This is a genomic window from Thalassoglobus sp., from assembly GCF_048270125.1.
Lineage (GTDB): Bacteria > Planctomycetota > Planctomycetia > Planctomycetales > Planctomycetaceae > Thalassoglobus.
The window spans coordinates 148771-161259 of record NZ_JBLWTN010000005.1 but is presented as its reverse complement, the minus strand read 5'-3'; the positions used below and the strand labels follow the sequence as shown (position 1 = coordinate 161259).

Annotated in this window: 8 protein-coding genes; 7 read left to right on the top strand and 1 reads right to left on the bottom strand. The window is 51.2% G+C overall.

The window, feature by feature from the left end:
- The first annotated feature begins 179 nt into the window (after window positions 1–179).
- The 6 genes from ACN0YR_RS08370 (at window position 180) to ACN0YR_RS08345 (ending at window position 8507) form a co-directional block, all read left to right on the top strand.
- The gene (locus ACN0YR_RS08370; protein ID WP_417848750.1) at window positions 180–1415 is read left to right on the top strand and encodes a DUF502 domain-containing protein; all 1236 of its coding nucleotides are present in this window, start codon (window positions 180–182) and stop codon (window positions 1413–1415) included.
- Window positions 1415–2341 (top strand): hydroxymethylbilane synthase, encoded by a 927-nt coding sequence (gene hemC, locus ACN0YR_RS08365; protein WP_417848749.1) that lies wholly within the window; start codon window positions 1415–1417, stop codon window positions 2339–2341. The genes ACN0YR_RS08370 and hemC overlap by 1 nt, the downstream gene beginning before the upstream one ends.
- A 360-nt stretch (window positions 2342–2701) precedes the next feature.
- A complete protein-coding gene (locus ACN0YR_RS08360) occupies window positions 2702–3673 on the top strand; it encodes an aspartate carbamoyltransferase catalytic subunit (RefSeq protein ID WP_417848748.1) in 972 nt (323 codons plus the stop codon).
- The gene (locus ACN0YR_RS08355; protein WP_417848747.1) at window positions 3670–4983 is read left to right on the top strand and encodes a dihydroorotase; all 1314 of its coding nucleotides are present in this window, start codon (window positions 3670–3672) and stop codon (window positions 4981–4983) included. Before ACN0YR_RS08360 ends, ACN0YR_RS08355 begins: the two co-directional genes overlap by 4 nt.
- Window positions 4984–5099: 116 nt before the next feature.
- Window positions 5100–7235 (top strand): sulfatase-like hydrolase/transferase, encoded by a 2136-nt coding sequence (locus ACN0YR_RS08350; protein WP_417848746.1) that lies wholly within the window; start codon window positions 5100–5102, stop codon window positions 7233–7235.
- Between the two features lie 333 nt (window positions 7236–7568).
- Window positions 7569–8507, top strand: coding sequence for a hypothetical protein (locus ACN0YR_RS08345; protein ID WP_417848745.1), 939 nt, complete (start codon window positions 7569–7571; stop codon window positions 8505–8507).
- A gap of 244 nt (window positions 8508–8751) precedes the next feature.
- Here ACN0YR_RS08345 and polX read toward each other — a convergent pair whose 3' ends face one another.
- On the bottom strand, window positions 8752–10473 hold the full coding sequence (polX, locus tag ACN0YR_RS08340; RefSeq protein ID WP_417848744.1) for a DNA polymerase/3'-5' exonuclease PolX: 1722 nt from the start codon (window positions 10471–10473) through the stop codon (window positions 8752–8754).
- Window positions 10474–10867: 394 nt separating this feature from the next.
- Here polX and ACN0YR_RS08335 point away from each other — a divergent pair, with 394 nt between their 5' ends.
- Window positions 10868–11998 (top strand): M20 family metallopeptidase, encoded by a 1131-nt coding sequence (locus ACN0YR_RS08335; protein WP_417848743.1) that lies wholly within the window; start codon window positions 10868–10870, stop codon window positions 11996–11998.
- The last annotated feature ends 491 nt before the right edge of the window (window positions 11999–12489 follow it).

The following is a 12489-nucleotide window of genomic DNA, read 5'->3' as shown; positions in this document are numbered from 1 at the left end:
TCAAATCACGCCACCCAGAGTATTGTGCAAGCCCATCGGCCTGCTCAGCAAACGCTGCAGAATGTCTGTGCGGCTGCAATGAACAAAAAAATTAAACTCAAATGTTGTTGAACCGAACAACATTTCATTTCCTGCGATCACATGCAACACAATTGTGATGCCCTTCACTGAAAGAATTCATGTCCGAAGACATTGAGAACAATGTGAATAGCGAGGAGCCGAACAGTGAGGCGCATTCGCCGAAGCGAGCCCTCACGCCCACGCGAATTTTCATTCGCGGGCTGGCAGTGAGCTTACCCACGATTCTCACGATCGTGATTCTCATCTGGGTCCTGAACTTCGTGAATAAGTACATCATCGTCCCTGCGACCTGGACGGTGAAGTACACAATGTCGCAGTTTGTCGATCAATCCGTCTTGAGTGAGTCGCTGATTCAACTGGAAACGGCTCCCCCACTGAAATATTGTGGGACGGGCTATCTGGTCACGAAAGAGTTACGGGAGCAGTATCGGAAATACGTGGCTCGGCAACAGGCCGCCATCGATCGCCGTATTACGGAAGATACAAATCCGAATGAGATGGACGATTACGCTGCCCGACAACAAAAGCGAATTGCCTGGCTGCAGGATGAAGCCGATAAAATCGGGACGGAAATTTACGTCCAGCTTGGGCCGAATGCCGTTCCGTACGACGTTTACGCAGAGGTCGCCCGAAATCTCCCTCCTGGGCAAGTTCCGGTTTCTGCGAGGGCGGTCTACCTGGAGTATGTGGCTCACAAGTATTTCCGAAGCCTGTTTCATCTCAGTTTATTGACAGTCGTCCTGATTATTTTTGTCCTCTACTTCACGGGGCAATTCGTCTCCGCGAGATTGGGCAGCTGGTTTGTTCGAGTTACGGAACAACAGATCCTCGGCCGGCTCCCTTTGGTGCGAAACATTTATGGATCAGCCAAGCAGGTTACCGACTTCTTTTTCACAGAAAATCAACCTGTCGAATATGGTCGCGTCGCAGCGATTCAATATCCTCGAAAGGGTGTGTGGTCCATCGGGTTCGTGACTGGAGAAAGTATGATGCAAATTTCGATTGGAGCAGGAGAACCGTGTGTGACGTTTCTTGTTCCATCGTCACCTGCACCAATGACTGGCTACACCGTCAACGTCCCTCGACGTGAAGTCCTTGACCTGGACATCACCGTGGAACAGGCAATGCAGTTCTGCATTTCATGTGGAGTTCTCTCACCTGGCCATCAAAAAATGACACCAGAGAAATTCAAAGAACTTGTCGAACAAGGGCTGATTCGAGCGAGTATTTCTCCACAACAATCGATGCAGGGAGTACCAATGCCGACGGGGCAAAAATGGATCGCTCCTGCTCATCCGCTTGAAATCAACATCGAAGACGGAGACGACGACTAATGGCAACTGAGCAGCGAATTATTCGTATTGCCACACGCGAAAGCCAACTTGCCATGTGGCAGGCGAACTACATTGCCGATCGCCTGCGAGAAACAACCTCTCTCTTCGATGTAGCACTCGTTCCAGTCTCGACCATTGGTGACCGTGACCGGACGGAACCGTTGCGCGAAATGGGAGGCCAGGGAGTTTTCACACGTGAAGTTCAGCGGGTCGTCATCGAGAACCACGCGGACATTGCCGTTCATTCACTCAAGGATTTACCGACCGGTCCAATCCCCGGTTTGTCGCTCGCTGGAATCCCGGAACGTGCCCCGCGGTTCGATGCAATGATCCTGCCAAAGGATTCACAAGTTCAATCGTTCGATGACCTGCCTGCTGGTTCCAGAATCGGAACCGGAAGTCCGCGACGGCAATCACAATTGCTCTCCTCTCGTAGGGATCTCGAGTTACTCGAAATTCGTGGAAACCTTGATACACGACTCAAGAAACTCGATGACGGCGAGTACGACGCCATCATTCTGGCTGAAGCAGGTCTTCGCCGTCTTGGACTGGAACAGAGAATCAGCTTTTTGCTCACACCACCTTTGATGCTCCCCGCTGTCGGTCAGGCTGCTCTCGGAATTGAGTGCCGGGAAGACGATCAAGAAGTGATCGAACTCTTGCATCAAATCTCGCACGCGCAAACTAAAATTGAAGTTACAGCTGAGAGATCCTGCATGTTCACTCTCCAGGCAGGCTGCCACGCTCCTGTCGGCGTGCTGTGTCAACAGGATCAGGAAGTCCTCAAACTGGATGCGGTCGCCCTCAGCCCGGATGGAGAAGTTCGCTTCGACGTTTCCGTTTCAGGTGATCCTGCATCCCCGGCAGAACTGGGAGCAGAAGTCGCTAAGCGACTGATGGAGCAGGGGGCTTCAAAGTACCTTTAGGACTGATTCTGAATACTGAATATGCTCTCTACAGGAATTCCGAACAGGCGTTCGCGACCTGCCTCGTGGTGATCAGCCTCTTGTGATCAGCAATTACGCTGGTGAAATGCGTTCTTCACGGGCACGCGTTAGAGCAAACTGTTCTTATGAGAAAAGTTCTCTCGTAATGGAATCACCAAGGGACAGCGTCGATTTCAGGGGATTCAGCTTGATAGATCAGCCCTGTCACGCAGCTCATCTCTTTCCACTGCCAGAAATGAAATTATCGAATTCTCACTTGAGTGACTCGTTTGCCGATTCGAATCGAGATGAGTAAGATGAAGCGAAATCATGCCTCTTACATGAATAACACTCTCTATAATGGCTGCCTCCCCTACAAGTTCTGTCCCGATTGGAAACTGGAAGCGACGTCATTTATTGGGCTTGGAGAAACTTGATCGAGAAGAAATCGAACTCATTCTTGATCATGCAGCTGAGTTCAAAACTCTTCAAGTCACCAGATCAAAGCTGCCCCATCTCAATGGGATTGTCGTCGCGAATCTCTTTTTCGAACCGTCGACCCGAACAAAAACCAGTTTCAGCCTGGCAGCCAAGCGTCTCAGTGCAGATACGGTCGACTTCACCGCCAGTGGCAGTAGCCTCTCTAAGGGTGAAACCTTCATCGATACCGCGTTAACGATTGAGTCAATGGGTGTTGACTTGATGGTCGTCAGGCACAGCTCTCCCGGCGCACCGGAACTCCTCTCTCGACACTTGAAATCAGGTGTCCTGAACGCGGGTGATGGAACGCACGAACACCCCACGCAGGGGCTTCTCGATATTTTCACAATGCGGGAGAAGCTCGGCACCCTTGAAGGAAAAACCGTCACACTTGTCGGCGATATCAAACACTCACGTGTTGCCCGTTCGAATATTTGGGGACTCCAGAAACTCGGCGCGAAGGTGATCGTTTGCGGTCCACCAACTTTGATCCCAGCTGAAATTGAACAATTGGGAGTGACCGTCGCACATCGATTCGATGATGTCCTGGCTGAATCGGATGTCATTAACTTGCTGAGAGTCCAGTTCGAACGTCAGCGAGGAGCATTCTTTCCATCGATCGCTGAGTATGCCCACCTGTTTGGAATGAACAAGAAACGTCTTCAAAAATCAAAAGAAGACGTTCTAATTTTAGCACCGGGGCCGATCAATCGTGGTGTGGAAATCACCCCCGATGTGGCGGACGGAAAACACTCGCAAATTCTGCATCAGGTGACAAACGGACTGTTTGTACGAATGGCCTGTTTGCATTTACTCGCTCAAACCCAAGAGCGAAAATCGGTGATTCAATGAGTAGTTTGCGGATCAAGAACGGCAGAGTGATCGATCCCTCGAATAAACTCGATGCCCAGCAAGACTTACTGATCATCGATGGCCTCGTTGTCGACGAAAAAGAGTTCGGGGCAGACTTCGCAGCTGATCGCGAAATCGACGCGACAGGGATGATTGTCTCTCCCGGACTGATCGATTGTCATGTCAGTTTTCGCGAGCCTGGTTTCGAAGAAGACGAGACGATCGAAACAGGAGCGACAGCCGCGCTCGCAGGCGGCTTCACAACCGTTGCCGACCTTCCTGATACCTTTCCTGTTGTTGACAGCCGAGCCTCAGCAGAATTCGTCGTGCGGCAATCAGACCGAGCAGCTCAATGCCGAGTCGTGCCCATTGGGGCAGTCACAAAGAATCATGCCGGCGAAGAGTTGGCAGAGATCGGCCAGTTAATCGATGGCGGTGCCGTTGCTTTCTCTGATGGGAAGCGGCCGATTTCGAATCCTGAAATCATGCGTCGCGCCTTACAATACACAAGCATGTGGAATCGCGCAATTTTCAACCACGCGCAGGTCCCGGAACTTGTGCAAGGGGGGCAGATGCACGAGGGGTTCCAGTCGACAGTCTTAGGGCTGCGTGGGATGCCGGCAGCTGCAGAAGAGATCATGGTGCGGCGCGATATCGCACTCGCAGAGACCTCCAACGGCCGTGTCCACATTATGTCGATCTCTTCGAAACGAAGTGTTGAAGAAATCCGACAGGCTATTTCGCGAGGGATTCAGGTCTCCGCCGATGTCTCTCCGCATCATCTGCTCCTCACAGACGAGTGCTTAGTCGACTACGATACAAACTACAAAGTCGATCCCCCAATCCGAACAGAAGAGCATCGCCAGGCACTCATTGAAGGTCTTGTTGACGGAACAATCAGCTGTATTTCGTCTGATCACCAACCTCTTTCCGAAGAGAAGAAGAGTCTTGAGATCGACAATGCTCCGTTTGGAATTGCGGGTCTGGAAACGCTTCTCCCGTTATGCGTGAAGACGCTCATTGAGCCGGGGCACCTCACCTGGTCGCAATTGATTTGCAAATTGACCCATGGACCTGCCACACTTCTAGGACTCGATGCTGGAACAATTCGGCCGGGGTCCGTTGCGGATGTGACTATCATCGCTCCTGATGAGACATGGTCGATTAAAACCGATCAGTTCCAATCCAAAAGCCGAAACAATCCTTTCGATGACATGGTTGTCACCGCTCGAGTAAAATACACCATTGTGGATGGTGAAGTTCGCTTCCAATGCCGTGATGCGGAATCGATTCGATCTAACAATATTTGATGAGTCATTGAACACAAATGGAATCAACACGGTTTCATTAGTTTTGTTCAAGCTTCTCAATCTTTCAGATACTGCAAGACAGGCGTTTGCAGAACATCAAAATCAGGTTCGACCTCATGAGATGGCTTTTCGTCGTAATCTTCCTATTCCAAGCTCCGTTCGCTTCTGCGTATGCAGAAAAGCGTCCGAACATTTTGATCGCCATCAGCGACGATCAATCCTGGCCGCACACATCGGCTTATGGCTCCAGGTTTGTGAAGACTCCCGCTTTTGATCGAGTCGCCAAAGAAGGCGTCCTCTTCAACAATGCCTATGCAGCCTCTCCCGGATGCAGCCCATCCCGAGCTGCGTTTCTCACTGGAAAGCATCACTGGCAAATTGAGCACGCCGGGACACATGCCAGCCTGTTTCCCAAGAAGTATCAAACATTCCCTGAAGTGCTGGGTGAGAACGGATACTTTGTCGGCCTCACCGGAAAAGGATGGGGACCAGGGGACTTCGAAACAGCTGGATGGAAACAGAATCCGGCTGGTCCATCGTTTGATCAAAAGAAAACAACTGCCCCTTTTAAGAAAATCAGCGGGAACGACTACGCTGCAAACTTCGCAGAATTTCTGAGTCAAAAACCTGAAGACCAACCATTCTGTTTCTGGTACGGAGCGCACGAACCACACCGCGCCTTTCAAAAAGGCTCTGGTCTGAAATCCGGTAAGAATCTGGAAGATGTTGAAGTCCCAGCGTTCTTGCCGGATCGCCCCGAAATTCGATCTGACTTACTCGATTACGCAGTCGAAATAGAATGGTTTGACCAGCACTTAGGAAAAATTCTCGATCAGCTTGAAGAAGCTGGTGAACTTGAAAACACACTTGTGATAGTAACCTCCGATAACGGAATGGCATTTCCGCGAGCGAAGGCAAACTGTTACGAGTACGGCGTCCATGTCCCGTTGGCAATTCGCTGGGGAAGCGAAATCGCAGCAGGTCGAACGTCGGATGATCTGGTTGGCTTTGTTGATTTGACCGCCACAATTTACGACGCGACGAAAGTCGCTCCTCCCAGCGAGGAGCCCTCTCTTCCTGGAAAGAGTTTGGTCAACATCCTGAAGTCCGAAAAAGAAGGGACTGTCGACTCCACACGCACAGCGGTCTTCTCTGGTCGGGAGCGCCATTCTTCTTCGCGATATTTAAACCTGGCGTACCCGCAACGATCGATGCGGACTAAGCAGCATCTGTACATCCGAAACTTTCGCCCGGATCGCTGGCCAGCTGGATCACCAAGAAAGCTCGATGAAAATGGAGGTCTGGGTCCGCAAGATGGTGGCTATCACGACATCGACGCCTGCCCGAGCTTGTCATATTTAATTGAAAACAAAACCGATCCAGAAATCGTCAAGTACTTTGACTGGGCGACTCAAAAGCGACCTGCCGTGGAGATTTTCGACATGGAAAAGGACCCCGCCTGCCTCAACAATCTCGCCGGGACGGAGGGCTTCGCTGAGACAGAAAAGCAGCTCACACAACAATTCGAAGATTACCTGATCAAAACCAAAGATCCGCGTATTCTTGACGGGGGAGATGTCTTTGAAACCTACCACCGGGTCAGTGGAATCCGACAGTTCCCAGCTCCGTCTCACGTTGAGTATTACGACACAGCGATGAGGAAAGAGGGGTGGATTCCACTCTTTAATCGACGCAACCTCGACGGCTGGAAGGCAAGCACTCCGAGTGACTCCTTTGAAGTCGTCAACGGCATGATCAAGGCGCAGGCGACCAGCGATCAATCGCACCTCTTCTACACCGGTGAAGTGAACGGTGCTGACTTCAAAGACTTTGAACTCCTTGTGTACGTCATGACCACCCCGGGATCGAATGGCGGGATTTACTTCCACACAGAATACCAGGAAGAAGGATTCCCCGAAGTTGGGCATGAAGTGCAGGTGAACAGCACACACAAAAATCAAAACAAAACCGGAAGCCTGTTCACCGTCAAAGATGTGACCGAAACAGACGTTACCGACAATGTGTTTTACACCGAACTCATCACCGTCAAAGGGAACCGAGTCACAATCAAAGTGAACGACAAAACCGTTGTCACATATACCGAACCGTCAAATTACAAACACCCCAAGTTCTCGGGACGGAAAATTGACCACGGAACTTTCGCACTGCAGGCACACGATCCTGAGAGCACTGTCTACTTCCGTGAAATCTGGGTTCGTCCACTCGATGAGAAGAAAACGGACGACCAGTAAAAGTCGCTACGGCTCCAGTCTCCCCCGATTTACCAGCTCAGGGAGTCTCCGCAAAAATTGCCAGAGCAGGGGACGCCTGTCGGAACCTTAAACAGAAAAAATTGGAGGATCCCGCTGAATTTTCCTCCCGAAAGCTACAGCCAACGAGGCAAATTGTCTGCACAGAGAGCCGAAAACCTGACTTGACGAGGTCGTCCTCACGGGGATTTAATTCCAGGGCGATCTCTGATCAATGTTGTCAGAATGGCCCGATCGAGTGATAATTGAGGAGAGCTGCAGCGATGTCTGCTGTCGGCACTCTTCAAGTTCGTTCATAACTCACCAGTTTTCACAATGTCGACCCGCATTCCAGTTCCTCCTCCACCAAAGAAGCGTCGCAACGACGACTTCAAGGAGGAAGATACACAGGCGACAGCGCAGCGACCGAAAGCTTTAGAAGTTCTCCCTCCCAGCAATAACTGGTGGGAAAGAGCTGTCGATCAGTTCAACGGCAACGAGGGTGCTGGCTACGCGATTTCTTTCGTTCTCCACATCATCCTGCTGGCGATGCTTTCAATACCGATTCTGCATTCGCTCGAGACGGACGACGGATTCACGACATTGATGGAGAACACAGCGAACGAGGAGCAAGTCATCTTTGACGCTCCGCTCGATACACTGATCGCGATGCCTGAAGAGAAAAGTTCGCAGGACCAGGTTCAGCAGGCGTTGCTCGATCCCATCCTGAACAGCGATTACAACTTCCTTCCTCAGCCCAAGCTGGATAATCAAACAACCGTTGAAAGCGACGGCGATGGAACCGGCTCGGGTGGAGAGGCTGGAGGCGGCCGTGTCGCTGAGCCCGAAAATGCCATCAAAGCAGGCAGCTTCTCAGTTTGGCCCTGGCCGATTTTGGCCGGAAAAGTGAATGGCCAGATACGCCATGGAGACCCGGGAGGGTTCCCAAAAGTTCGACAAGATTATTCCATCGTCATTCGCGTGAAGACTCCCAAAACGAAAAAATTCGTTCGCCTGTCTGACTTCGAAGGGACCGTCATCGGAACAGATGGTTATCGACAAATCATTCCTGATGACGCCTACTACTTCCGAGCAAATGGAGAATTAGTCAAAGCCCGACCGACTCATCGTTTGCCGGTGATCGATGGAACAGCGGAGATTCTTATTCGCGTCCCCGGAGCAAGCTTTGCAGAAGTCAAAGATACCATCAAAGTCCATTCCCGCATCATTGATGAGGAACAGGAAATCGCTCTCATCTTCCAGGCCCGCGAGTAAGTACGGATTTCGCCGGACACTGCAGCAGCGCATTTTCAATGTCTTTTAATGCTTGCCGCGCCTGCGAAGCTTACATTGATGAATTCATAGACTGCTTGCTACGAGGCAGAACCTGCAAACCAATTCGAAAGATGCTCTAGAGCAGTTTGCTCTACCGTGTGCCCGTGAAGAACGCATTTCTCTAATGAAAATGCTGTTCGCCACGAGGCAGAACCTGTAAACCTATTCGAAAGATGCTCTAAAATCACGAACTCGTTCGCAGCATTTTTTTGAATTGCTTGAAGGTCCGCGTATTCGCAACATCTTTCTTTTCCAATCCGGCTCGGCGCGCCTGATACACTCCGTACTTCATCACATCGAAGCCAGTCGTGGAGTGAGCATCGGTATTGATCACAATGGGAATTCCGTGATCTTTGGCCGCCGCGGCTTGTATGTCGTCCAAGTCAAGACGCGATGGATGCGCATTGATCTCCATGAAAACGCCGTGATCGGCAGCTGCCTTAAATAAATCGGGATAGTGAATGTCTGCTCCCGGTCGCCGACCGACAATTCTTCCCGAGGGATGTCCAATCGCACAGACGTATGGATTCTTCACCGCGTTGAGTAATCGTTTCATGATCTGCTCACCCGGTTGCTTCAGCCCATAATGCAGCACAGCGATCACCCAGTCACCTTCCGAGAGGACATCGTCCGGCAAATCCAGTTCGGCATCTTCGAGGATATCGCATTCGATTCCGCACAAAATCTCGATGTCTGAGAACTCTTCGCGTATCTTCCGAATCTCTGCCCAGTGCTTACGCAAGCGATCGGCATCGAGCCCATTCGCCATCGTGACACGCTTTGAGTGATCGGTAATCGCAATGTACTTCAACCCACGCTCGCGAGCCGCCTCAGCCATTTCACGAATACTCGCCGTCCCATCGGTTGCAGTGGTGTGCATGTGCAAATCACCTTTGATGTCCTTGAGCTCCAACAAGTTCGGCAACTGACCCTCTTCAGCCTGTTCAATTTCACCCCGATTCTCTCGCAACTCAGGCGGAATCCAGGGTAAATCGACCGCTTTGTAAATCTCTTCTTCAGTCTTCCCGGCAATGAGTTCCTCGTCCTTGAAGATTCCGTATTCGTTCAAACGCAGTCCACGTTTTTGTGCTCGTTGACGGATGACGATGTTATGTTCTTTCGAGCCAGTGAAATACTGCATTGCAGCTCCGTACGATTCATCTGGAACCACCCGCAAATCCATTTCGATCCCTGACCGCAACCGCACTCGCTGTTTGGTGTCTCCCTGTGCAAGGACTTTCTCGACCAGTTCATGCTTAGCCAGCAACTCCATCGCCTCCGCCGAATTGGATGATGTCGCCAAAAGGTCGAGATCGCCACAGGTCTCCTTTCGACGTCGCGCGCTCCCGGCGATCGATGCCTGTGTGACGGAATTCAGCTTCAACAGATCTTCAACAATCAACTCTGCGGGGACGAGTGCTTCGGAGATAAAATACCGGTTTCCCGCCTGCTCGACATGTTCGATCCCGTCCAGAATTGTCTGGGCTGTTTTCTTTCCGAACCCTTTGAGTTCAGCAACTGCGCCTGATTCGGCCGCAGCTTTCAATTCCTCCAGCGAAGTCACCTCAAGCTCTTTAAAGAGCGCTTTCACTTTCTTGGGACCGAGTCCCTGAATCCTCAGCATTTGCACTACACCGGGCGGAACTTCTTCTCGCAGTTGTTCCAGCTGAGGAGTTGTTCCGGTTTCCAGCAGGACGACAATTTTGGCAGCGATATCCTTCCCGATCCCCGGAAGTTCGACGAGGGCCTTTTCTCCTTCGGCAGCGATACTGGCAATCGGCTCCGCCAGATCCTCGATCGTTCGCGACCCGTTTCGATAAGCCCGAACTCGAAATGAATTCGCTCCCTGAATTTCCAGCAGATCCCCGATTTCTTCAAAGTGTCGAGCAACATCTGAGTTCTTCATGGCAATCAATTCCTGTCGCGACCTGCGCGAGGCGCTCTGCTGATTCAGCTGTAAGTGGTAAAGGCGTGTTCGTGAAACGTGATCTGCCAAGCCGTTTCTGACGACGATTGGACATCTCACAACGATTCTAACTCAAATGAAACCTCTGGGCACGTCCACAAAATTACACAGACGAACCGGAATCTCCCTTGGAAGTCCTTCCTCAGCCGAAAGTGGCAGTCGGTCGCTACTTCTGAGAACGAGAGAGGTCATTTCGATGACCATCAATGAGCGAAACTCCCAACCAGATTCTGATTGATTTATTGACTGGCACAATCGAAGCAGAGTCGAGAGAATAGCACGACATCAACCTGATCAACCCCAAACTCTATCAATACTGGGCAAAGGACTCACAATGCCATCTGCGCTGGAATACACACAATCAATGGTCGCTTTCGACTCTGTTTCTTCAAAATCAAATGTTGAAGTAACAAATCAGATTGAGGACTGGCTGAAACAACTCGGCTGCGAGGTGGAACGAGTTGATTACATCGACGCCAATGGTGTCAGCAAATCGAACATCCTCGGAAAAATTGGCTCCGGTGAGGGTGGCCTGGCTTACTTTGGCCATTCAGATGTCGTCCCCGCGACGACCTGGGTCTTCGATGAACATGGTCCGTTCGAACCGACGATCAAAGATGGCAAATTGTTCGGCCGAGGAACAACCGACATGAAAGGTTCCGTCGCCTGCTTTCTGGCAGCGATGGAATCGGTCAAAGACAAACAATTGACTGCACCAGTTTACTTCTGCTGCACAGCTGATGAAGAAGTCGGAATGCGCGGAGCAGAGCAAGTTGTCAAGAACTCTTCCATGTACCGTGAAATGGTCGCCGGCCAGGCGCGTGCGATTATCGGTGAACCGACCATGCTTGATGTTGTTCACGGTCACAAAGGAGGCTGCTCAATCGTAGTGACCTCCAAAGGTCGTGCCGCTCACTCAAGTACCAAGGAAGGAACCAACGCCAACTGGAAAATGATTCCGTTTCTGGCTGAGATGAAAGCTCTCAACGACGAGTTGGAATCGGACCCGAAGTGGCAAAACGAAGAATTCACGCCTCCCACGATGACAATGAACATCGGGATCAACGATCACACGGGAGCAATCAACATTACGCCGCCCCAAAGTATTTGCACGATCTACTATCGACGTATGCCGGGAATCGATGCTGAGCCAATTTTCGAACGGATTCAAAACGCTGCCGAGTCCAACGGGCTCGAATTCGATGTCCGCTTCAGAGCAAACCCATTCTACATCGACCCCAACGCTGAGTACGTTCAGGAATGTCTGGAACTCGCTGAGAACAAAACACCGCGAACCGTTTCCTACGGCACCGACGGTGCCTGGTATTACGAACTCGAACGAGCCGTGGTGATGGGCCCCGGGAACATTGCTCAAGCACACACTCACGACGAATACCTCGACCTCAAAGAGTTCGACCGGGGGACCGACATCTACACCCGTATGATCCACCGCTGGTGCCTGTAGAGCAAAAGAAGCTCAACGAGAAGTGAGGAACCTACCGAACTCAAGTAAACCGCACTCTGCATAGAACTGGTACGGATTCGCACAGCCAGTGCACATCTGATCAATGCATACGAAAAAACGCCAAACACCACTGACCGGGTGTTTGGCGTTATTCGTTGGCTACAAGCCATTTAAGAGAAGTACCGAAGGTGGGACTCGAACCCACATGAGTGTTACCTCACTGGATTTTGAATCCGGTTGTCAGTACTCGTTTGACAGCGGTCATGACGCAGTCAATCGCACACTGAAGTGTTGTCGTGGTAACGCCGGAGGTAACATGTGATTCAATGGAAACTCAACAGGAGTTCCGAAATTCCAATCTGCCCCTAGGGAACGAACTGCCATATCCACGATCTGCTCCGTCCACATTGGTCGGAGCAGATCGTGCGCGGGATTATTCGTGACAAAGGACGGTCCGACATGAGCGCGTAGTGGCGATTTCGCGCCGACCA

What these genes read in the sequence shown, in the direction of transcription:
- ACN0YR_RS08350 (WP_417848746.1), top strand. Translation starts at nt 5,100, where the DNA reads ATGAGATGGCTTTTCGTCGTAATCTTCCTATTCCAAGCTCCGTTCGCT.
- ACN0YR_RS08345 (WP_417848745.1), top strand. Translation starts at nt 7,569, where the DNA reads ATGTCGACCCGCATTCCAGTTCCTCCTCCACCAAAGAAGCGTCGCAAC.
- hemC (WP_417848749.1), top strand. Translation starts at nt 1,415, where the DNA reads ATGGCAACTGAGCAGCGAATTATTCGTATTGCCACACGCGAAAGCCAA.
- ACN0YR_RS08335 (WP_417848743.1), top strand. Translation starts at nt 10,868, where the DNA reads ATGCCATCTGCGCTGGAATACACACAATCAATGGTCGCTTTCGACTCT.
- polX (WP_417848744.1), bottom strand. Translation starts at nt 10,473, where the DNA reads ATGAAGAACTCAGATGTTGCTCGACACTTTGAAGAAATCGGGGATCTG.
- ACN0YR_RS08355 (WP_417848747.1), top strand. Translation starts at nt 3,670, where the DNA reads ATGAGTAGTTTGCGGATCAAGAACGGCAGAGTGATCGATCCCTCGAAT.
- ACN0YR_RS08370 (WP_417848750.1), top strand. Translation starts at nt 180, where the DNA reads ATGTCCGAAGACATTGAGAACAATGTGAATAGCGAGGAGCCGAACAGT.
- ACN0YR_RS08360 (WP_417848748.1), top strand. Translation starts at nt 2,702, where the DNA reads ATGGCTGCCTCCCCTACAAGTTCTGTCCCGATTGGAAACTGGAAGCGA.